21 protein-coding genes are annotated in these 20,923 nt (G+C 40.4%); 12 read left to right on the top strand and 9 right to left on the bottom strand.

Translation table 11 applies throughout. The features are described from left to right. The first annotated feature begins 212 nt into the window (after nucleotides 1-212). Together CSV77_RS09945 and CSV77_RS09940 are read left to right on the top strand one after the other, a co-directional pair. Entirely contained in the window at nucleotides 213-653 is a 441-nt protein-coding gene (locus tag CSV77_RS09945) for a YtxH domain-containing protein (protein ID WP_099673296.1), read from the top strand. 35 nt (nucleotides 654-688) lie between these two features. Further along, a complete protein-coding gene (locus CSV77_RS09940) occupies nucleotides 689-1,639 on the top strand; it encodes a YihY/virulence factor BrkB family protein (protein WP_099673295.1) in 951 nt (316 codons plus the stop codon). Between the two features lie 42 nt (nucleotides 1,640-1,681). Here CSV77_RS09940 and CSV77_RS09935 read toward each other — a convergent pair whose 3' ends face one another. The 5 genes from CSV77_RS09935 to CSV77_RS09915 form a co-directional block, all read right to left on the bottom strand. Next, entirely contained in the window at nucleotides 1,682-3,586 is a 1,905-nt protein-coding gene (locus CSV77_RS09935; RefSeq protein WP_099673294.1) for a heavy metal translocating P-type ATPase, read from the bottom strand. Between the two features lie 503 nt (nucleotides 3,587-4,089). Further along, a complete protein-coding gene (locus tag CSV77_RS09930; RefSeq protein WP_099673293.1) occupies nucleotides 4,090-5,622 on the bottom strand; it encodes a fumarate hydratase in 1,533 nt (510 codons plus the stop codon). A 24-nt stretch (nucleotides 5,623-5,646) separates the two neighbouring features. Continuing rightward, nucleotides 5,647-5,817, bottom strand: coding sequence for an SE1561 family protein (locus CSV77_RS17025; RefSeq protein ID WP_099631779.1), 171 nt, complete (start codon nucleotides 5,815-5,817; stop codon nucleotides 5,647-5,649). Between the two features lie 351 nt (nucleotides 5,818-6,168). After that, nucleotides 6,169-6,969: a polysaccharide deacetylase family protein gene (locus CSV77_RS09920; protein ID WP_099673292.1), complete on the bottom strand. Its 801-nt coding sequence runs from the start codon at nucleotides 6,967-6,969 to the stop codon at nucleotides 6,169-6,171. 102 nt (nucleotides 6,970-7,071) lie between these two features. Further along, nucleotides 7,072-7,971, bottom strand: a complete 900-nt coding sequence (locus tag CSV77_RS09915; protein WP_099673291.1) for a TIGR01777 family oxidoreductase — start codon at nucleotides 7,969-7,971, stop codon at nucleotides 7,072-7,074. Nucleotides 7,972-8,064: 93 nt separating this feature from the next. Between CSV77_RS09915 and recX the strand changes: the two genes are divergently transcribed. Together recX and CSV77_RS09905 are read left to right on the top strand one after the other, a co-directional pair. After that, the gene (gene recX, locus CSV77_RS09910) at nucleotides 8,065-8,877 is read left to right on the top strand and encodes a recombination regulator RecX (RefSeq protein ID WP_099631782.1); all 813 of its coding nucleotides are present in this window, start codon (nucleotides 8,065-8,067) and stop codon (nucleotides 8,875-8,877) included. Further along, entirely contained in the window at nucleotides 8,867-9,199 is a 333-nt protein-coding gene (locus CSV77_RS09905; protein ID WP_099631783.1) for a YfhH family protein, read from the top strand. The genes recX and CSV77_RS09905 overlap by 11 nt, the downstream gene beginning before the upstream one ends. Nucleotides 9,200-9,238: 39 nt before the next feature. On the opposite strand, the gene CSV77_RS09900 is transcribed toward CSV77_RS09905, so the two are convergent. Further along, on the bottom strand, nucleotides 9,239-10,222 hold the full coding sequence (locus CSV77_RS09900; protein WP_099673290.1) for a metal-dependent hydrolase: 984 nt from the start codon (nucleotides 10,220-10,222) through the stop codon (nucleotides 9,239-9,241). Nucleotides 10,223-10,319: 97 nt separating this feature from the next. On the opposite strand from CSV77_RS09900, the gene mutY reads away from it, so the two are divergent. From mutY to CSV77_RS09880, 4 genes are all read left to right on the top strand, one after another. Then, complete coding sequence (gene mutY / locus CSV77_RS09895; RefSeq protein WP_099673289.1) at nucleotides 10,320-11,366, top strand: A/G-specific adenine glycosylase; 1,047 nt, start codon at nucleotides 10,320-10,322, stop codon at nucleotides 11,364-11,366. 72 nt (nucleotides 11,367-11,438) lie between these two features. After that, nucleotides 11,439-11,753: a gamma-type small acid-soluble spore protein gene (locus CSV77_RS09890; protein ID WP_099631786.1), complete on the top strand. Its 315-nt coding sequence runs from the start codon at nucleotides 11,439-11,441 to the stop codon at nucleotides 11,751-11,753. A 195-nt stretch (nucleotides 11,754-11,948) separates the two neighbouring features. Continuing rightward, nucleotides 11,949-12,497 carry a nucleoside tri-diphosphate phosphatase gene (ntdP, locus tag CSV77_RS09885; RefSeq protein WP_099631787.1) on the top strand — a complete coding sequence of 183 codons (549 nt, stop codon included), beginning with the start codon at nucleotides 11,949-11,951 and terminating at the stop codon, nucleotides 12,495-12,497. Nucleotides 12,498-12,545: 48 nt separating this feature from the next. Beyond that, complete coding sequence (locus CSV77_RS09880) at nucleotides 12,546-14,291, top strand: ABC transporter ATP-binding protein (RefSeq protein WP_099673288.1); 1,746 nt, start codon at nucleotides 12,546-12,548, stop codon at nucleotides 14,289-14,291. Between the two features lie 136 nt (nucleotides 14,292-14,427). Here CSV77_RS09880 and CSV77_RS09875 read toward each other — a convergent pair whose 3' ends face one another. After that, complete coding sequence (locus CSV77_RS09875) at nucleotides 14,428-15,507, bottom strand: FUSC family protein (RefSeq protein WP_099631789.1); 1,080 nt, start codon at nucleotides 15,505-15,507, stop codon at nucleotides 14,428-14,430. A gap of 74 nt (nucleotides 15,508-15,581) precedes the next feature. Continuing rightward, nucleotides 15,582-16,868 carry a glutamate-1-semialdehyde 2,1-aminomutase gene (locus CSV77_RS09870; protein WP_099673287.1) on the bottom strand — a complete coding sequence of 429 codons (1,287 nt, stop codon included), beginning with the start codon at nucleotides 16,866-16,868 and terminating at the stop codon, nucleotides 15,582-15,584. A 172-nt stretch (nucleotides 16,869-17,040) separates the two neighbouring features. On the opposite strand from CSV77_RS09870, the gene bcp reads away from it, so the two are divergent. From bcp to perR, 3 genes are all read left to right on the top strand, one after another. Further along, on the top strand, nucleotides 17,041-17,514 hold the full coding sequence (gene bcp / locus CSV77_RS09865) for a thioredoxin-dependent thiol peroxidase (RefSeq protein ID WP_099631791.1): 474 nt from the start codon (nucleotides 17,041-17,043) through the stop codon (nucleotides 17,512-17,514). Nucleotides 17,515-17,526: 12 nt separating this feature from the next. Then, nucleotides 17,527-18,471: a D-2-hydroxyacid dehydrogenase gene (locus tag CSV77_RS09860; protein WP_099673286.1), complete on the top strand. Its 945-nt coding sequence runs from the start codon at nucleotides 17,527-17,529 to the stop codon at nucleotides 18,469-18,471. Nucleotides 18,472-18,573: 102 nt separating this feature from the next. Further along, the gene (gene perR, locus CSV77_RS09855) at nucleotides 18,574-19,020 is read left to right on the top strand and encodes a peroxide-responsive transcriptional repressor PerR (RefSeq protein ID WP_099631793.1); all 447 of its coding nucleotides are present in this window, start codon (nucleotides 18,574-18,576) and stop codon (nucleotides 19,018-19,020) included. 40 nt (nucleotides 19,021-19,060) lie between these two features. On the opposite strand, the gene CSV77_RS09850 is transcribed toward perR, so the two are convergent. Then, nucleotides 19,061-19,417, bottom strand: coding sequence for a YgzB family protein (locus CSV77_RS09850; protein WP_099631794.1), 357 nt, complete (start codon nucleotides 19,415-19,417; stop codon nucleotides 19,061-19,063). 158 nt (nucleotides 19,418-19,575) lie between these two features. Between CSV77_RS09850 and CSV77_RS09845 the strand changes: the two genes are divergently transcribed. Next, nucleotides 19,576-20,439: a nucleotidyltransferase-like protein gene (locus CSV77_RS09845; protein ID WP_369802756.1), complete on the top strand. Its 864-nt coding sequence runs from the start codon at nucleotides 19,576-19,578 to the stop codon at nucleotides 20,437-20,439. Nucleotides 20,440-20,923 lie beyond the last annotated feature (484 nt).

The raw sequence follows: 20,923 nt of genomic DNA, 5'->3' as shown, positions 1-20,923 counted from the left end.
AATTTCTCTATGATGTTAGTATCCGTTCCCAAGATTGCGAGAACCAACCCCTTTCAGTAGATTCTGTTATTTACATGTTATTGTTAATAATCTAAAAAATAGAACGTTTCGTCAAGCTTTTTTTGAATAAAGTGTAACAAAGATTGTTTGGCAAGTTGCAATATGGGTATAATGAAGTGAGACGTAAACGTGAATAAGGAGGCGAAAAATGTATGAGTTCGAGTAAATTTGGAAGATATGTTTTAGGCGGGGCATTACTTGGAGCTGCAGTGAGCATGCTGGACCGTGCAACACGGCAGCATACAGTGACGACAGCCAGAACATCATATGAAAAAGTATTATATTACAAAGAAAATCCGGATATTGTAAAAAGTGAGTTCCAACAGAAGAAAGAAAAAATGCAAACTCTTGTTGATCAAGTGAAAGGTGATGTAAATTACATCAAATCCCAGGTCGATGAAATCAAGACGCTGACTCCGCAAGTGAAAGAAATGTTTGCGGATACAAAGGAAGCAATTACTGATTCTAAATCAGAGTACGAGCAAATCATCGTGGATAATTCTACAGCTGCATCTTCTGTTTCAACAGAAGGGGATGCTTCATTGCCTCCGATGATCCAAAAAAAAAACGTGATACCACTAGAGAAAAAATAACAATACAATCAGTAAATGAAAGGGGGACACATCAGTTGGATAGACAAAAAAGTGCCCCTTCTTCAAATGCTGAAAACGGAGACGAGTCTCAAACTGAAAAAGTGAAAGAATTCATCAAAGATATAAAAGACGGGGAAGAAGAGGATTTCGATCCGACAACTACGAGCGGATTTTTCAAACAATTGATTATCCGAATGAAAGAATTGGATATTTCAGCGGCTGGTTCGCAGTTAGCTTTCTTTTTCCTATTGTCTTTATTCCCTCTATTAATCTTTCTTTTTACACTACTGCCTTACTTACAGTTAGACCAAAACCAAATCTTCTTATTTATTCGAGAGTATGCGCCAGAAGGGACAGCTTCACTAATTGAAGGAACACTTTCTGAAGTACTGGATAATAAAAGTGGAGGATTACTATCAATCGGAATTTTGGCTACAATCTGGTCTGCGTCTAAAGGCATGGGTGCAGTAACAAAAGGTTTAAATGAAGCATATGAAGTTGAAGACGATAGAAACTTTTTCGTTTCAAGAGGATTGTCGATTGTGTTTACGATTATGTTAGTTATGACTGTAATCGTGGCGTTAGTGTTACCGATATTCGGTCAACCAATCGGGCATTTGATCTTCACATTCTTAGGGTTGGAAGAGACGTTCCTGACCGTATGGAATTTGGTACGATTCCTCATTCCGCCATTTCTGATTTTTGCGGTATTCTCATTACTATATTGGCTAGTACCAAGTGTAAAGTTGCATTTTAAAGGGATACTTCCTGGAGCTATTTTTGCGACAATAGGATGGATCGTTACATCACTAGGCTTCTCGTTCTATATTAGTAATTTTGGAAGCTACACTAATACGTATGGTAGTATCGCCGGGATTATCGTATTAATCATGTGGTTATACTTATCAGCTATCATTTTATTGCTGGGAGGTACAATCAATTCAGTCGTGAAAAATCGTCAAGAGTATAAACAACAAACCAGATAAATAAAAAGTGAAGAAAGGGACTTCCTTTCTTCACTTTTTATTTTACTCTATTTTATTAAGCATCCGTAATCCATTTAAGATAACCAAGATCGTACTTCCTTCGTGTCCAATGACACCAAGAGGCAGATCCACTACTTGCATGAAGTTAGCGATGATGAGGATTGAAATGACAGCTATCGAGAAGAAGACATTCTGTTTAACGATTCGTTGCATTTTTCTCGAAAGCTTTATGGCATATGATAGGCGATTCAAGTCGTTTTGCATGAGAACAACATCGGCTGTCTCCAATGCTACATCTGTTCCTTCACCCATCGCAATGCCCGAAGTAGCGGTAGCCAGTGCAGGAGCGTCATTAATGCCGTCTCCTACCATACCGACTGTACCGTATTCTTTCAATAAATACTTAAGCTGAACGACTTTCTCTTCGGGTAGACATTCTGCTACGTACGTATCGACACCTACTTCATCCGCAATTGCATGGGCGGTCTTTTCATTATCGCCAGTTAACATAACTGTACGAAGTCCTAGAGATTGCAGAGATTTAATCGCAGAAATGGCTTCTTTTCGTAATGTATCTTGTAAAGCAGCTAACGCTACAATTCCTTGTTCGTCTCTCATGAAAATGACAGTTTTACCTTCATTCGCAAGCGATACCGCCACATTGTCTTGAAACTCTTCCACTAACTCTACTCCAACAAATTTTGGATTACCGATTAGAATATTGCCATGATCGGTCTCGGCTTTAATACCAAATCCGGGAATGTCTTCAATATGGAGGTTGCGTTCAGGTTCTACACCATGCTCTGTCGCGTAATTGATAATGGCTTTTGCCAACGGGTGATTGGAGAGTGACTCCGCGCCTGCGAATAAAGCAAGCGTCTCTTTTATATCAGCACCTTCTCTAACGATGAAATCCATCACAATCGGTTTTCCATTCGTCAAGGTACCTGTTTTATCAAAAGCGAATGCTTGCAATGTACTTAAGTGTTCTAAATGAACGCCACCTTTAAATAACACACCTTTTCTAGCGCCATTGGAAACAGCCGCTAGCGTAGCAGGCATAATGGAAGCCATCAACGCACAAGGGGAAGCGACGACTAGCAAAACAATTGCACGGTAGAACGTTGTAGTCCAGTCCCAGTTAAACAAGAAGTGGGGTAAGAACATCATAATCACAACAGCCGCCAGCACAATCTTTACATAAGACCCTTCAAAACGTTCGATAAATTGTTGAGAAGGAGACTTTTCGCTTTGCGCGTTTTGTACCATCGTGATAATTTTTTGAAATAACGTCTCGGAACTAGGTTTCGTCATGGTCATGCGAATTGCACCGCTGATATTCACGGTTCCTGCAAATAACTCATCGTTTTCTTGCTTTGTCACCGGAATAGATTCCCCATTGATAGCTGACATATCAATCGAAGTGATTCCGCTTAATACTTTGCCATCGACCGGAATGCGTTCACCTGGTTTAACGAGCAAAACAGAGCCAATCGATAAAGAGTCAGTAGATACTTTTTTCTCACTGCCGTCTTCAAGGATCAACCACGCTTCCTCAGGCTGCAATTCCATCAACGAAGATATTTCATTATGGCTTTTATTAAGAGTATAAGTTTCTAGTGCTCCGCTAATTGCAAAGATAAAAATTAGAATTGCACCTTCAGCCCAGTATCCGATAATTCCTGAACCAATGGCTGCAAAAATCATCAGCATCTCAACGTTCAGTTCCTTATTTTTTATTGTTTCTTCAATACCTTCCTTGGCTTTGGCGTAACCACCAATCAGAAACGCTATGATATACAGCGAGACAGAAAAGGATTCTATGCCATTTTTCCCCAAAGTCCATGCGGTAAGAATGATAATCCCAGATAATATAGCTGCGATTAATTCTAGACGTGCAGACCAGTCAATCGTTTGTTCAGGTTGTTCTTTTGCAAGTGTTGTCATGTATTCTCCTCCTAATTGATAATGAATTTCAATTTCATAGCTCATATTAAAGCAGTAAAGTCGATTCTACAGTAGTAGAATCGACTTTTTGGGCATCTAAATAGAATAAATATGAAGTTGTAATAGTTATTATCTACAGTATATCATTTCTGAATAAGAAGTGTTACTTATTTGGCTAATTCAAGCAAAAATATTGGATGGAGTTGATAAATGAAGGGAAGTAGACCGGGAGTGTACGAAGGAATTGAAGCAAAACAATTAGTGTAGACTTCTAACTAAGTTAAGTTCAAGCAACAATTAAATTTGCGTTCGAAATCAGGCGCGATAAAAGATCTTGAAGTACACTCTCCAACTTAAGAACGTGTCAAAAGTGAACGCGGGCCCTCCCGAACGTGTCCGCCTGGAACGCAGCGCAACAGTGCATCCTCTCTCCGACAACTATTCAGGCAAATCAATTCATTCAAAAAAGCAGCGAATGAGAATTCTCATTCGCTGCTTGCTTATTAGTTGAATACTTTTTCTTTAAACTGAGAGAGCTTTTCGAGTGATGACTTGTCGATATCAGCATGCAGGCTGTTACCATGTGAGTCCATCGTTACGACTGCAGTGAAGTCCTCTACGCGTAAATGCCATAACGCTTCAGGAATACCGAACTCCAGCAAATCGACGCCTTCTACCTCTTTAATACAGTCAGCATAATACTGTGCCGCACCGCCGATACCGTTCAAGTATACACCGCCGTGCTCTTTAAGAGCTGCAAGTGTTTTAGGTCCCATGCCGCCTTTGCCGATCACTGCGCGGATACCGAACTTCTTCATGATATCGCCTTGGTACGGTTCTTCACGCATAGAAGTTGTTGGGCCGGCTGCTTTGATCTCATACTTGCCTTCATCGTTCTTTAAAACAACGGGTCCACAGTGATAGATGACTTGTCCATTCAAATCAACTGGCGCGTCGTTGTCCATTAAGTGCTTATGGATCGCATCGCGGCCTGTGTACATCCGGCCTGAAATTTTTACAACGTCGCCAACATGAAGATCACGTACGTCTTCTTCTGAAATAGGTGCTTGCAAGTGTACAATACGTGCAGTGGATTTTGCTTCTTCAGCTGGTTGTTCGAATGCAATTTTCTCGCCTTCATTATAGTGCCAGTCCATGATTTCGCCAGTTTCTGCATTAATATTCACTGCCATACGACGATATGCCCAGCAGTTATATGCTACAGATACATAGAAGCTCGCAGGAAGACGGTGCATAACACCGATTTTACATCCTAGTAATGTTGCTTCTCCGCCGAAGCCCATTGTCCCAATTCCAAGGAGATTGGCTTTTTCTAAGACGTAGTCTTCCAATTGTGCAAGTTCAGGAACTGGATTAACGTCTGTTACATCGCGGAATAGTTGTTCTTTCGCCAGATCATATCCAGATGAACGATCGCCACCGATTCCAACACCGATAAACCCAGCTGAACAACCTTGTCCTTGTGCCTGGTAAACCGAGTGAAGGATACATTTACGAATACCGTCCAAGTCGCGTCCTGCACGGCCAAGACCTTCTAATTCAGTAGGGAGGCTGTATTGAATGTTTTTGTTTTCACATCCGCCACCCTTTAATATTAACTTTACTTCTATATAGTCTTCTTCCCATTGTTCAAACTTTACAACGGGCAGCCCGATACCTAAGTTATTGCCACTATTATCGCCAGTCAATGAATCTACAGCATTCGGACGCAACTTTCCTTTTTCCGTAGCTAGCTCCAAAGCGCGTACAATTGCAGCTTTAATTTCCAATTGGTTTACCCCGATTGGTGTTTTAATCTTAAATGTAGGAAGGCCAGTATCCTGACAAATTGGAGATAGTTTATCATCTGCCATATTGATATTATTTGCAATCGTATCCAAACTCATTGCAGCGCTTGTTCCTTTGTTCTCTTTTTCCTTTGCGGAAAGAATTGCGCGTCGGACATCTTTTGGCAAGTTTGTAGACGTTTCGCAAACTAATTCATATATACTCTTTTCAATTGTCTCTATGTACATCTCAAAATCCCCCGTTAGTATACGTTATTTTTTCGAATTATCCATCTGTTCTTCTAATTCATCGAGTAACATGATCAGGCGATCTATGTCCTGCAGGTCTGTGTGTTCAGGTTCAATTGCTTCTAATGTTTCAATGAATTGATTGAATCGATTTTTCAGTTCGACGACTTGTTCATTATTTTGTGATTTGTCCATACGCACACCTCTTTCTATCATTGATATCGTATACGAAAACACCATGTTTTTCAATCTGATTTTGTTATACTAGTCGTAAACTATAAAAAAAGAAAATAATAATATTTTTCATTAAAACACTTTACAATTAACTGAATAGTTGTTATAGTAAGTTTAATCAAAAGAAAAGGAGGTCGTAGTTATAGAGACGAATCGAATCCTAGACACATAACAAAGAAGGAGGGGATCCGTAACAATCCAACATTGGTGATCACGTTGGATAACTACGAATGTGAACATGCAAACTGAAGATGTAGAAAATAATTAGAGACCTTATCTGTTGGTAGTGAACATACAGATAAGGTCTCTTATTTATTGTGTAATGGTATTTCCTTTCTCATATTCCTCCACTAACTGATCCAGTGAATGGAATTCATAGCCTTGCTTCTTGGCATCACGGATGAAATCGGGGAGTGCCTCTGCATTATCAGCTGCTACGGTATGCATTAGAATGACAGCACCTGGGTGTAATTGGTTCATCAATTCATTATAAGCATACGCTTTTCCTTTTCGTTGATCTCGATGCCAGTCAATGAATGCAACAGACCAGAAAATATGTCTATATCCGAGATCATTTCCTTTTTGCAGTACCTTCGCATTAAATGTCCCCTCCGGTGGTCTCGTATAGATTGTCCTCTTTAGACCAGTAGTTGCATATACAATTTCATCTAGTCTCTTCCACTCATCTTCCATCTGTTGTTCGGTTATATTCGCCATGTTCGGGTGATCATATGAATGATTTCCGATACCATGGCCATCTGTCACCATACGTTTCACTAAATCACTGGCACTTTTCACATAATGTCCAGTCAAGAAAAATGTGGCGGGCGCTTTCTCCTTTTTCAGCGTGTCTAAAATGCTTTCAGTGTAGCCGTTCTCATATCCGTTATCAAATGTTAGATAGACGACTTTTTTATCTCCTTTCCCTTTGTAAATTGCGCCATAATCATCAAGCAATTTATCTAGTTCTGCTCCGGCAGAAGGGGGAACACCTTCAGTAGCTTTCTTGAAACCCCAATGAAAAGCATCAGCTTGAACAGTAAAGGGATTCATCACCACGCCAACAATTAGCAAACAAGATGCCAGTAAAATTCCTGACAAATGATGAGTCATTAAGCGTCACTCCTTTTTATTAAGCATGTGCCAATACGCTTTTTGTATGTAATGAAAAAAATGTTTGTCAAAACGTGAGAACGTTTTAACAAACATTTGAAATCATTTTAATAAGTCTTCAAGCGCCGGTCGTAATGAAGGATAAGTAAATGTAAAACCATTAGCCAATAACTTTTTTGGTAGTACATGCTGACCTTGCAAAACGACGATACTCTTTTCTCCCAAGGCCACTTTCATTGCAAAACTTGGAACCGGAAACCAATGTGGACGGTGCAATACTTTTCCGATTGTTTTACCAAAAGCATTCATATGCATTGGACTCGGTGCGACTACATTAACAGGACCTTCTACGTCATCATTCTCAAGTGAGAAGAGGATTGCACTGGCTACGTCTTCAACGTGTACCCACGAGAACCATTGATTGCCTGAACCTATTTTACCACCTGCGAATAATTGATAAGGCAGTTTAATGAGTGGAAGTGCTCCGCCTTCTTTACCGAGCACTATGCCGAAGCGGGTACATACAGTTCGTACACCCATTTCATTTGCCTGTCCTGCAAGATTTTCCCAATCGGATACGGTTTTGGCTAAAAAATCATCGCCGATTGCAGAGGAATCTTCGGTATATTCAGCAGTAAGTGATGTAGGATAAATGCCGATTGCACTTGCGTTCACTAGGACGCGAGGTTTCTTTGGAAGTCTTCTTATAATCCGCAAAACTTCTTGTGTAGCTGTTATTCTGCTATCGTAGATTTGCTTTTTTCGTTCTTTGGACCAGCGACTATCATCTATGGACACGCCTGCTAAATTGACGAAAGCATCAACCTGCCCGACTTCATTTTCAGGTGAAGTATGATCGGTTAACCATTGTACATATTGAATTCCATTTTGCTTCGATGAGGGTTTACGCGTTAAAATGACTACTTCATGCCCGTTATCCTTCAATTTCTCAGTCAGAATGCTGCCAATGAATCCAGTACCACCTGCAATAACCACTTTCATAAAGTTTTCCCTCCATTCTTTTGAAAATTAATACACTATTGCTGACCACCACTCCTAGAAGCGGTATACTAAGATAAAGTAGGTGATGGAAACGTGCCGCTTATTACCAAAATATCACAACAAAAACGAGATAGCGAACGTTATAATATTTTTCTTGATGATCAATATGCATTTAGTGTCCATGAAACAGTCCTAGTGAAATTTGAACTCACGAAAGGAATGGAATTGGATGATTGGTCAACGGAAGAGATTGTGTATTCCGACCAGATCGAAAAGGCATTTAATCGTGCATTGCATTTTTTATCATTCCGAATGCGGAGTGAAATGGAAGTTAAAAAGAAATTGCTTGAAAAAGACTATGGGGAAGCGGTTGTTCTGGAAGCTATCGTGAAATTAAAACGACTGGGCTTTTTGAATGATGAAGCATTTTCGGAAGCTCTTGTACGTACAGAAAAAAATAGTACGTTAAAAGGTCCGAGAGCTATTCAGCAATCCCTCTATAAAAAAGGTATACCCAAAGAACTGCAAACTCAAGCATTGGAGGAATATACAATGGAAGATCAAATGGCTAATGCTATGAAGCTGGCTGAAAAGACGATGCGATCGAATAGTTCACAGCCACCAGCACAAGTTAAGCAAAAAATACAAAATACATTAGCTAGAAAAGGTTTTTCTTATCAGCAAATTTCGGAAGTTCTCAGCAGTGTAACGATCGAACGTGATGAAGATGAATGGTCCGATATCACGTCTACATTTGGCGAGAAGGCGTGGAGGCGGTACCAAAGCAAATACTCAGGATCCGATCTTAGACAGCGCGTGAAACAATCTATGTATCAAAAGGGCATTCCACTTAGTCAAATCGATCAATTTATTGAACAGAAAAGGAATGAAGAAGATGAGTACTGAAAAACATTATAGTGATATGAATGAAAACGAACTGCGCAGCGAAATCGCCAATCTAATGGAAAAAGCACGTAAGGCAGAACAGATGGGGATGATCAGTGAATATGCAGTTCACCAAAGAAAGGCAGTTCTTGTGCAATCCTATCTTGTAGATCCAGCTAGCATCAAGCCAGGCGAGATGTACCGCATTGAAGGGGACGATGGAGTCTTCTTTCAAGTAGATTACCTCAAAGGATTGTTCGCTTGGGGCTATCGCTTAGGTGGCGAGAGAGCGGAAGAAGCATTGCCCCTTGCTATGTTGAAAGATATAAAAAGTGGAAAATAAACAAAAAAGAGCGCTCGTGCAATACTGCACGAACGTTCTTTAGTTGTTTGGAGCGAAATTAAGCTTTTTACGCAACTTTTCTTCAGAGAATATCCATCCTGTATAGGAATTGACTACTTCCAAGTCTTCATTCACATGGGCGACTGCGACGAATGGGTAGTAACCCTTACTTCGATAACGCAAATCAATCAAACGAACTTCGTAAATATGGCCTTCTTCCGAAATCGACCAACGATATAGTGGGGAGAATGAAGTGAAAGCCTGCATGTTCGGATCTTCCAATGCCACTTCAACTACGGGTGACATCGGCATCACTTCACGCTCGAATCGTTCGTAGATTGTAATGGAACGTCCGTATGCTCGTCCTACAAAATGATCAACGTCAGTCGTGGCAGCTATTCGCCACTGAAAGAAGTTCATCGTGGGTGCAGTAAATATATGCGTTGCGTTTGGAATCGTCTTCTTCACTGCATTCTTCACTGCGCTCTTAACTGCGAAGCGCAATAGGTAATAGAAGAAGATGACGATATATAATAGTGACATCGTGAAGACTGGGGGTGCGCCGAACACCCATGCCAGGATCGCAATGACATGGAGTCCGAAAATAATTGGATCAAATGTATTAATGACGCCTATGGCCACCCACTTTTGAGAAAATGGGCGAAGGGCTTGTGTACCATATGAGTTAAAGATATCCACAAATACATGTGTGAATACCGCTAAAAATGTCCAAGCCCAGACGTGAAAGAAAATGGCGCCAGGAACGAAGATAGTCAATAATATGGAAATCAGCAACGGCCATAGCATTACAGCTGGAACCGAATGCGTAATACCGCGGTGATTACGTAAATAGACAGCGTTGTTTCGAAGTTTCAACACCGTATCGATATCGGGAATTAGTGAACCGATCATAATACCCGCAAAAACGGCGCCCATTGTGGCAGGTTCAGTTGCTACGACTGAATCAGCAAGAGCCAATCCACTGATCGCAACACCCATAGCAATATGTGTACCCGTATCCAAATCATCACTCCTTTATTGGAAGAGTTGTATACTATCTATAATTATATACCCTTTATTATCATAACTAAAAGTATTTACACGAAGAAGCGAGGTCCATATGCAAATTATTGAACAAAAGAAGGCATTCCAAGATGCGTTATTAAATTGGTATGAAGCTGAAAAACGGGACTTACCCTGGAGAAGGACGGACAATCCATACTATATTTGGATTTCGGAAGTTATGTTACAACAGACACGAGTAGATACTGTAATACCGTATTATGAGCGTTTTATTGAAAAGTTTCCTACGATGCAAGATCTTTCAGCTGCACCTGAAGAAGATATCTTGAAAATGTGGGAAGGACTAGGGTATTACTCCAGAGTACGTAATTTGCAGTCGGGTGTGAGGGAAGTTGTTGAAACATATGGTGGTAAAGTCCCTAATAACCGAAAGGAAATTTCTACTTTAAAAGGTGTGGGACCCTATACGGCAGGTGCTATCTTAAGTATTGCATATGGCGTACCTGAACATGCAGTAGACGGGAATGTTATGCGGGTATTGTCGAGAATTTTATTAATTGAGGAAGATATCGCTTTGCCGCGTAATAAAAAGTTATTTGAACAAGCTGTGATGCAATTAATTTCGGAAGAGAATCCATCTTCCTTCAACCAAGCGCTTATGGAACTGGGTGCCACAATTTGTACGCCGAATCCACATTGTTTATTATGCCCCGTTAGGGAATTTTGTATCGCCTTTGAAGAAGGAAAACAACGGCAATTGCCAATTAAGATAAAAAAACAAAAAATGAAGCATGTTACGATGGCGGCTTTCGCGATTCAAAATGAAGAGGGCAAATGGCTGTTGCAAAAACGTCCAAGTACCGGACTGCTTGCTAGCCTTTGGGAATTTCCGATGATCGAACTTCAAGATACTTCTGCAGTGGAAACATTTGAAAAAGAGAATGGATTGAAATTAACTCATATTCAAGAGTTACCGCATGTCCTTCACGTATTTTCCCATATCACATGGAATATTCATGTGTATCGTGCACAATTGGAAGCTCCACAAGCAGAAGGCGATTTGCAGTTCTTCACTAAAGAGGAAGTGGAAGCATTGCCAAAGCCAAAACCTGTCCTGAAAATTATCGAATTGCTGGAATGGTAAAAACTTTAGAACCTACCGTGAATAAAATCCTGACTTATAGGACATCATAGTGAGTACGGAGGTGAATAAAACATGCCAAACCAATCAAATCGAAATTCACAGCAAAACCCATCTATGACAGATGCGAACCAAGTGAAGAAACAAAATGCGCAATCATCGATGAATGAAGAGTTCGCTTCCGAGACGGACGTTAATCAAGTTCGTCAGCAAAACGCGCAGTCCGCAATGAACATGCAGTCTTCTTCACAAGCGATGCAGTCCTCTATGAACGAGGAGTTCGGATCTGAAACAGATGTCAATGAAGTGAAACAACAAATCAACAAAGCAGAAGCAAACAAACAAAAAGCTTCAGGAGCGCGTGCGAACCAGTATAAAGGTTCAAACTAAGCGTTAGACATCGACGACCGGTAGAAAAGGCTGTTATAAGCCATTTCTACCGGTTTTCTTGTGTGAAAAAACATGCCGTGGTCCTACTGGATTCAATCAAATACGAAATAGATGGTTGAATCGTTTTAAATTTTGGAAAGCTGTTGGTATAATAGACAAATAGCAAGAGCGGTAAGGCTCAAAGGTGGTATAAAAATGGCGATTCCAAAAGAAGGAGAAACGGTACAGATACACAGCTACAAACATAACGGCAAAATTCATCGTGTCTGGCAAGAGACACTCGTATTAAAAGGCACACGCAATATTATTATCGGTGGCAATGAACGTACGCTCGTGACAGAGTCTGATGGTCGTACTTGGCTAACACGTGAGCCATCAATTTGCTATTTCCATGCAGAAAACTGGTTTAACATCATTTGTATGCTACGTGAAGATGGTGTCTACTATTATGTCAACATGAGTTCGCCATTCGTTTACGATGAAAAGTACTTGAAGTATATCGATTATGACTTGGATGTAAAAGTGTTTCCTGATATGAGCTATTTGATTCTCGATGAAGACGAATATGCGGATCATAAGCGTCAAATGCATTATCCGGAAGTTATCGATTTAATCTTGCAGGATAACTTAAAGAAGCTTCTTGGCTGGATCAAACAAAGGAAAGGTCCCTTTGCTCCTGATTTCATTGATGTCTGGACTTCACGTTATGAATTTTATAAGCAAATTCAAGAAGAACAAAGCTAGACCTGCTTGCATTCGTGCAAGTCAGGTTTTTTTAGTAGGGGGAATAGAATGGGCGAGAGTATTAAACGTTATCTTCAATTCGTAAAGCCTTATAACTGGCAAATTGTCTTCACCGTTCTCATTGGTATTGTGAAGTTTGCTATTCCATTGTTTTTACCATTATTAATTAAAATTGTGATTGATGATATTATCGGTTCGCCGACATTAAGTGATTCTGATAAAACGAAGCAATTATTTTATTGGCTCGGTGGCACGATCATTGTGTTTTTCTTGATCCGTCCACCTGTGGAATATTATCGTCAATACTATGCGCAATTAGTGAGTAATAAAATTTTGTTTGATATCCGCAAATCGCTTTACGGTCATTTGCAAAAGCTTGGACTTCGTTTCTATTCCAATACACGTGCAGGTGAAGTAATTTCGCGAGTTATAAATGACGTAGAACAGACAAAAAACTTCGTCATGATTGGTTTGATGAATGTCTGGCTTGATTTGGCTACCATTGTTATTGCAATTGCCATCATGTTGACTCTGGATGTGGAGCTGACACTCGTTACATTGCTCGCATTTCCGTTTTATGCGTTTAGCGTCAAGCATTTCTTCGGTAAATTGCGTCAACTAACACGCAAACGGTCCCAAGCACTTGCCGATGTACAAAGTTATTTACATGAGCGTGTGGCGGGCGTCAGTATTATTAAAAGTTTTGCAATCGAAGACAAAGAGCAGGAACGTTTTGATGAAGTAAACAATAAATTTCTTGACCGGGCAATTGAACATACACGCTGGAATGCCAAAGCATTTGCAGTTGTCAATACGATTACCGATGTGGCTCCTTTACTCGTTGTTGGCTATGCTGGTTATCAAGTAATCAATGGTTCTTTAACAGTTGGAACGATGGTTGCTTTTATTGCTTTCATAGAAAGACTCTACTCACCGTTACGTCGTCTTGTAAACTCATCTACTTCCTTGACGCAATCATTTGCTTCAATGGACAGAGTACTGGACTTAATGAATGAAAAGTATGACGTGGTCGATAAAAAGGATGCGAAAGTTTTACCATCGATTGCTGGGAAGATTGAGTTTGATCGTGTCAGCTTTGCATATGAGGAAGATGAAGTACTGACAAATATTAGTTTGAACATCCGCCCTGGCGAAACGGCTGCACTTGTTGGGATGAGTGGTGGAGGAAAATCAACTATTATCAGTTTGATTCCGCGGTTTTATGATGTTACATCGGGCGCTATTCGCATCGACGGTCATGATATTCGTGACGTAAAAGTTAAATCGCTTCGTAATCAGATCGGTATGGTACTTCAAGATTCAATTCTATTTAGCGATTCTGTCAAAAGTAATATTTTGATGGGGAAACCGGATGCGACAGATGAAGAAGTCATTGCTGCAGCGAAAGCCGCAAATGCGCATGACTTTATTGAAACACTGAGTGATGGATATGATACAAGGGTAGGAGAGCGTGGCGTGAAGTTGTCTGGTGGACAGAAGCAACGTATCTCCATTGCCCGCGTTTTCCTTAAGAACCCGGCATTGCTCATCTTGGATGAAGCAACATCGGCTTTGGATTTGGAAAGCGAAGCGCTCATACAGGATTCTTTGGAACGCTTGGCCCACAATCGCACAACGCTAATCGTCGCACATCGCTTATCTACCATTACGCATGCGGATTGTATTTATGTGATAGATCATGGGGACTTGAAAGAATCTGGTACTCATTCGGAGTTGATGAAACTAAACGGCACGTACGCTGGTTTGTTCAATCGCCAAGAATTTGGGGGATAATAGGGTCGATGCGAGAGAAATAGGGTGAGTCTGTAACGGCAATACGAACTGTTTGGCAAATGAACTTCGGCTATGTATGTAAATTATTTATACAAACAAAAACGGTGGAGGACTATACAAGTCCACCACCGTTTTATTAATAAAATTCATCTTCTAGAATATTTTCTTCATCTTCATATCGTGTTTGATAAGAAGTGATCAAGGTATCCAGATGCTCCAGCTGTTCCTCGTAATTCAGGATAGCAGATAGGACATGAAGTAAGTGATAGGAAGAGAATTCCTCTTCCTCATTAGTAATCGCAATTTCCTTCACGAAAATATTCATCACTTCTTGTCGTTGAATAAACTCACTATGGGTTTCTTCGTCGTCGAAATCCGCCTTTAACTTACCGACAAATTTCAGATGAAGCTGTTCATGATAGACGAGTAATGATTCCAGACGCTCCTGAATCATCATACGGAAGTGCTCGGGGAGATTGATGAGTTCATTTTCAAACTTATGCAGCCTCTTTAGCACGTCATAACTACTCCTAGTTGTACCGATCAATTGGCGATAGACAACAAGCCGTCTCGCTTTTGCGGCAGAAGTTTTTTTGAAGTAGCTGCGCTCTTCTTTAAATAATAAGTACAGCTGATCAATTTGTATTAGGCGTTCCTTTAACTTACTCAATGATTTCTTCATAGCTGTGTGTTCCGAAGCCTGACGACCAGCTAGACGCGTCCAACGAATAATTTCATCTTGTGCTTGATGAATCGCCTGAAATAGTTTTGTTTCATATTTTGGTGGCATAAATACTAGATTCACGAGGAATGCCGCTAGTACACCTACCAAAATTGTACCTACACGTAGGAGAGCAAATGTTAAGAAGGCGTCGTCTTTAACCTCCATCACTGCAATCATCGTGACGAGTGCAAGTGACATAGACTTTTCAAGTCCGAGTTTCAACATAATCGTCATGACGATGACAGCTGCCAAACCGACGATGATTAATTGTGGTCCGAAAATAAGTGTGAATAAGACTGCTATAGTGGCACCGATTAAATTACCTTGCAACTGTTCTACTATTGTTAAGTAAGATCTGTAAATAGAGGGTTGGATTGCGAAAATAGCTGCAATACCTGCGAACACTGCTGTAGGTAATTCTAGTAAATTTGCGAGAAACAGAGCAAACACAATCGCAATACCCGTCTTAAAGACGCGGGCACCAAGTTTCATTGGGTAATTCCTTTCCTAAAAGCTTTTTTATGCTAACTTTACAATATACGCATAAAACGGTCAATTGTTCTATTTCAAAGTGCTTTAAATGCACGTTCTACTGCTTCAAGTGTTTCGTTTATATCTGACTCGGTATGAGCAGAAGTTAAGAACCATGCCTCATACTTTGATGGTGCTAAGTTGATGCCGTTTTTCAGCATCTCTTTAAAGAAACGGCCGAAGATTTCTCCGTCTGTCGCTTCAGCTTGCTTGTAGTTTTCCACTTTGACGTCTGTGAAAAACAATGTAAGTGCCCCTCCTAGACGATTGGTCGTCAATTGGACACGGTGTTTTTTAGCCAACTTTAGTATGCCATCTTCAAGTAAACCGCCTAAGCGATCCATCTCATCATAGATACCTGGTTCTTGAAGTACTTCAAGACACGCAATTCCTGAAAGCATAGATGCAGGATTTCCCGCCATTGTTCCGGCTTGATAGGCAGGGCCGAGTGGAGCGACTTGTTCCATAACTTCTTTTTTACCGCCATAAGCACCGATCGGCAAGCCGCCACCAATAATTTTTCCGAATGCTGTTAAATCCGGTTGAAGTCCGAGTAACGTTTGTGCCGCACCATAATGAAAACGGAACGCTGTAATGACTTCATCATAGATAGTCAAAACACCATGCTCTTTTGCCAGATCATGAACGAGTTCCAAGAAACCTTCATTTGGCTCGACAATACCAAAGTTCCCGACAATCGGTTCGATTAGAATACAAGCAAGTTCATCACCCCATTGTTCCATCGCTGCTTTATAGCTTTCGGGATCATTAAACGGAATGGTAATGACCTCTTCCGCGATAGAAGAAGGTACGCCTGCAGAATCTGGTGTGCCTAATGTGGCAGGACCTGATCCGGCAGCTACTAATACAAGATCCGAATGGCCGTGATAGCAACCCGCAAACTTCATAATCTTTGTACGTCCAGTATATGCCCTTGCTACACGAATTGTTGTCATGACAGCCTCAGTACCTGAATTCACGAAGCGGACTTTGTCCATTCCTGGAATAGCCTCTTTTAACATTTTGGCAAATTGTACTTCGTGGCGTGTAGGTGTGCCGTACAGTACGCCTGTTTCCGCTGCCTTCGTAATTGCTTTGGTTATGTGAGGGTGCGCATGTCCTGTAATGATCGGACCGTATGCCCCCAAGTAGTCAATATAACGATTGCCGTCTACATCATAGATATAAGCGCCTTCTGCACGTTCCATGACAGTAGGTGCACCTCCGCCAACGGCTCCATAAGCACGGGCAGGGCTGTTGACGCCACCCACAATATGTTCACATGCTTCAGCATAAATTGCTTCTGAATTCTTTCGGTTCATTAGTTAATTCCTCCAAATCAATTATACGTTATCCATTTTAGCATTAATCCAAGTGAAGTCTCTACCTTCAGAGTGAAGTATAGGTAAATTGTAAAATTCAAATACTTCCGATACGATAAGTAGGGAGAGATCGAAGTACGCTATTCGTCTATATATTAAAGGAGGATTCACAATGGAAAAATTAGAGGGAAAACAAGCACCAGCATTTTCGTTAGCAAATGAAAATGGTGAAATAGTTTCATTAGATCAATTTAAAGGAAAGAAATACGTAGTGTTATACTTTTATCCAAAAGACTCAACACCTGGCTGTACGACAGAGGCTTGTGATTTTCGTGATGCGCAAGCGGATTTTGAAGGGTTAAATGCTGTAGTGCTAGGTGTCAGTCCTGACCATGCGGCTTCCCATCAAAAGTTTATCGCGAAGCACGGCTTGCCATTTTCTTTATTAGTAGATGAAGATCATATAGTGGCTGAACAGTATGGTGTGTGGAAGCTAAAAAAGAACTTCGGTAAAGAGTATATGGGAATAGAGCGATCTACATTCTTAATTGATCCAACGGGTACGGTAGTGAAAGAATGGCGGAAGGTTCGTGTGAAAGGTCATGTAGCAGATGCACTTGCGACTTTGGAGCAACTGACGAACTAGGAGGTAGATAATATGAAGATATTATTCACATTTAAGATTAAAACCTCATTTAAAGAGCAATTGATAGAAAAATATCCGAATGTCGAATTTTTGCATACAACAAATATTGATGAAGCTTCATTGGAAGAGATAGATGTAATCGTGACAGATGGTGGGGATTTGAGATCAGAACATGTCGAAAAAGCTCCTAAATTGAAATGGGTCATGGTTGCGGCTGTAGGAGTCGATACATTGCCGAGAGAAGCGCTTCAGGCGCGAGATGTTCTAGTTACTAATTCCCATGGGGTTCATAAAATGCCGTTAGCCGAATCTGTACTGGCACATTTACTATCCCTTGAAAGGGGATTGCCAGATATCTATAAAAGAGAGACGGAGAAAAAATGGGCGTTAGACTCTTTGCCTGGTGAAATGAATCACTCCACGGCTTTAATAGTAGGAACAGGAGCAATAGGAGGAGAAATCGGAAGGCTTCTACAGGCATTTCATGTACATACAATTGGATGTAACCGTACAGGTCATGCAAGTCCTTATATGAATGAAACGATTTCTTTAGATGAAATTATGGAAAAACTACCTCACGTCGATTATGTGATTTCTATATTGCCAAGCACTCCTCAAACGCGATGGATTTATCAACCGGAACATTTCCGTGCCATGAAAGAGACGGCTGTTTTTATGAATGTGGGCAGGGGCGACGCAGTAAAAGAGCAGTATGTGTTGGATGCGTTAAAACAAAATGAAATCCGTCATGCGGTGCTTGATGTCTTTGAAACAGAGCCGTTACCTAAGGAAAGTCCATTTTGGGAGTTGCCGAACTGTACGGTATCCCCTCATATGTCCAGTCTGTCAGATCAATATATTAAACGATCTTTAGACATTATGGATACGAATCTTGAGAAATGGGTAGTGGGAGATCAAGATCTCATCAATCAAGTGGATTTGTCGAGAGGCTATTAATGTAGCATTACCGGCAGAATAGTTGACAATACACCCCACAGTTGAGTAAACTAATTATAATGATTATAAAGAAGTAATCCTTATGAAGTGAGGTGCATTACGATGCCTGGAGTGTTCTTAAAAGATGCATTAGTAACATTGAAAGAAAGTGGTGTGAGAATTACTCCGCAACGACATGCGATTCTCGAGTATTTAATCACATCCCATTCACATCCAACTGCTGATGAAATCTATAAAGCGCTAGAAGAAGATTTTCCTAATATGAGTGTGGCTACAGTTTATAACAACTTACGTGTATTCCAAAACTCTGGATTAGTAAAAGAGTTGACTTATGGAGATGCATCGAGTCGTTTTGATTTTGTGACACATGATCATTACCATATTATTTGTGACGATTGTGGAAAAATCGTAGATTTCCATCATCCTGGTCTAGAAGAAGTAGAACGTCTTGCAGCGCATGTAACCGGGTTCCAAGTAAATTCACATCGACTGGAAGTATACGGAACTTGTCCTGACTGTGCAGCGACGCAACAAAATCAAGCAAAATAAAAGAGTGTAGCCCACTGGGGTTACACTCTTTTATTTAGTATTATTTTTCTTGCTTCACTTTTTTATTATACGCGATGTCGAATTCTTTACCTTCAAGGTTTGGATCAAGTGTTAATGGCTCGCGGCAATGTCCACACATATCAACCCGTCCGAGTACTTTCGTATGCTTACCGCAATTCGGACATTGTACTCGTATAGCCCGTGTCGATAAAGTACCAATCCAAGCGTACACTACTGTACTACCGATAATGGCAAGCATTCCCAAGAACATAAAGATCAGCATGACAATTTCATTGGAACGGAAAAAGATTCCGATGTACATAATGACAACGCCAATGAAAATAAGTGCCAAGGCAAACGAACGAATGCGATTTATTTTATTTTTGTAAGGCTTCATTTCAAGTTTCCTCCTAACGCTATCCTCACCTAATATATCATATTATTATTTAATTGCAGTATAAACTCCCTTTTAAATAAAGGACTTTATGTGAAAATCGTCGAATTAGAGTATTCGTGACGGTATATAGAAAACTGGGAGGCGAGAAAGTGGAGCAAATGCTACGGCCGGTGTATCAAGAAAGAGCAAGTTTACCTGAGACATTAAGCGTGCTTCTCATTGGTAATCAAAGAGAAGACGACCCGATCACTGATACCTTTGATGAAATCTTATTTATTATTACCTCAAATAATGAGATACCCATTCAGACAAAACATTATACAGATGGCAGACGTAAGGCCGCTATGCACATCATTAGTGAACGACAATTAACGCATTGGTTGCTTGTAGGGACGAACAAGAAAATCATCGATTGGCTTATCCTTGGAAAAGTATTTTATGACCGTGATGAATATGCGGAACGACTGAAAGAACGTTTATCAGAAGAGCCGTTGTTTGGTCGGGGTATTAAAATGGGAATAGAAATGGCTAAAATGATTCGCGCTTATAATGAAGGGAAAATTCATTTCGAAAGAAAACAATATATGGATTCCTATCTATACGCGATCAATACTTTGCATCACCTAGCTAGGTTCGTTGCTGTTAAACGTAATGTCCTACCTGAAAACACTGTCTGGGCACAGATGAAGAAAATAGATCCAGCTGTTTTTAAGTTATATGAAGAACTGATTGGCAGTGTAGAGGAATTAGGGAAGCGTTTGGATTTGGTATTCTTGGCAAGTGAGTTCTTCATCCATAACTACACGAATGAAGCAGCTGTGCATTTGTTGACGATTATGAGTGAAAAGGAATCATGGACTGTTCAGCAATTACATGAACAGGATGAGCTAGCGTTGTATTCTTCGGATTTAGAATTCTTTATCGAGTATTTAGTGGACAAGCGTCTAATAGAAATTACACAAGTAGCATCTAAAAATGACTTGCTATTCCATAGAGAGTACCGTATTATAAGAGCTCGGTAGCAGTCATAGAGCGATTCTATGATCGCTCTACAATTTTTATTGAAATAGTTGTTGACTTATTCTTTGATAACATGTTATTATAGTAAATGTCGCTTGGGGCAAACGTTCTAACGGCGCACACAAAACATTCGAAAAAAGAATTTTAAAAAAGACTTGACGAATGAATGCAAGATGAGCTATATTAGAGAAGTTGCTTTTACAAGAAGCACAAAACACGAACCTTGAAAACTGAACAGCAAAACGTTAACGAAATACAGTTTGTGCACCTAACGGTGACACAAACAAAATGAGTATCTTAATTGATGCCAGCAAATGAAACTCGAGCTAATCGATTTTTCGTTTTACTGATTGACAAGATGTAGTGAAGTACTAGGAGATGAAGGAGAGAAGGAGGGAGCGTACTCAGGTACGTGACCGACTGATCGACTGAAATCGACGACGTAATTCGCTGCAGATTGTCTGTCAGTCTTATGGAGAGTTTGAT

Origin of the sequence: Sporosarcina sp. P16b, assembly GCF_002743065.1 — a bacterium.
Lineage (GTDB): Bacteria > Bacillota > Bacilli > Bacillales_A > Planococcaceae > Sporosarcina.
This window is presented reverse-complemented; position numbering and strand designations above follow the sequence as displayed.

What these genes read in the sequence shown, in the direction of transcription:
- CSV77_RS09945 (WP_099673296.1), top strand. Translation starts at nt 213, where the DNA reads ATGAGTTCGAGTAAATTTGGAAGATATGTTTTAGGCGGGGCATTACTT.
- CSV77_RS09935 (WP_099673294.1), bottom strand. Translation starts at nt 3,586, where the DNA reads ATGACAACACTTGCAAAAGAACAACCTGAACAAACGATTGACTGGTCT.
- CSV77_RS09930 (WP_099673293.1), bottom strand. Translation starts at nt 5,622, where the DNA reads ATGTACATAGAGACAATTGAAAAGAGTATATATGAATTAGTTTGCGAA.
- CSV77_RS17025 (WP_099631779.1), bottom strand. Translation starts at nt 5,817, where the DNA reads ATGGACAAATCACAAAATAATGAACAAGTCGTCGAACTGAAAAATCGA.
- CSV77_RS09920 (WP_099673292.1), bottom strand. Translation starts at nt 6,969, where the DNA reads ATGACTCATCATTTGTCAGGAATTTTACTGGCATCTTGTTTGCTAATT.
- CSV77_RS09915 (WP_099673291.1), bottom strand. Translation starts at nt 7,971, where the DNA reads ATGAAAGTGGTTATTGCAGGTGGTACTGGATTCATTGGCAGCATTCTG.
- CSV77_RS09905 (WP_099631783.1), top strand. Translation starts at nt 8,867, where the DNA reads ATGAGTACTGAAAAACATTATAGTGATATGAATGAAAACGAACTGCGC.
- mutY (WP_099673289.1), top strand. Translation starts at nt 10,320, where the DNA reads ATGCAAATTATTGAACAAAAGAAGGCATTCCAAGATGCGTTATTAAAT.
- CSV77_RS09890 (WP_099631786.1), top strand. Translation starts at nt 11,439, where the DNA reads ATGCCAAACCAATCAAATCGAAATTCACAGCAAAACCCATCTATGACA.
- ntdP (WP_099631787.1), top strand. Translation starts at nt 11,949, where the DNA reads ATGGCGATTCCAAAAGAAGGAGAAACGGTACAGATACACAGCTACAAA.
- CSV77_RS09880 (WP_099673288.1), top strand. Translation starts at nt 12,546, where the DNA reads ATGGGCGAGAGTATTAAACGTTATCTTCAATTCGTAAAGCCTTATAAC.
- CSV77_RS09875 (WP_099631789.1), bottom strand. Translation starts at nt 15,507, where the DNA reads ATGAAACTTGGTGCCCGCGTCTTTAAGACGGGTATTGCGATTGTGTTT.
- CSV77_RS09870 (WP_099673287.1), bottom strand. Translation starts at nt 16,868, where the DNA reads ATGAACCGAAAGAATTCAGAAGCAATTTATGCTGAAGCATGTGAACAT.
- bcp (WP_099631791.1), top strand. Translation starts at nt 17,041, where the DNA reads ATGGAAAAATTAGAGGGAAAACAAGCACCAGCATTTTCGTTAGCAAAT.
- CSV77_RS09860 (WP_099673286.1), top strand. Translation starts at nt 17,527, where the DNA reads ATGAAGATATTATTCACATTTAAGATTAAAACCTCATTTAAAGAGCAA.
- perR (WP_099631793.1), top strand. Translation starts at nt 18,574, where the DNA reads ATGCCTGGAGTGTTCTTAAAAGATGCATTAGTAACATTGAAAGAAAGT.
- CSV77_RS09850 (WP_099631794.1), bottom strand. Translation starts at nt 19,417, where the DNA reads ATGAAGCCTTACAAAAATAAAATAAATCGCATTCGTTCGTTTGCCTTG.
- CSV77_RS09845 (WP_369802756.1), top strand. Translation starts at nt 19,576, where the DNA reads ATGCTACGGCCGGTGTATCAAGAAAGAGCAAGTTTACCTGAGACATTA.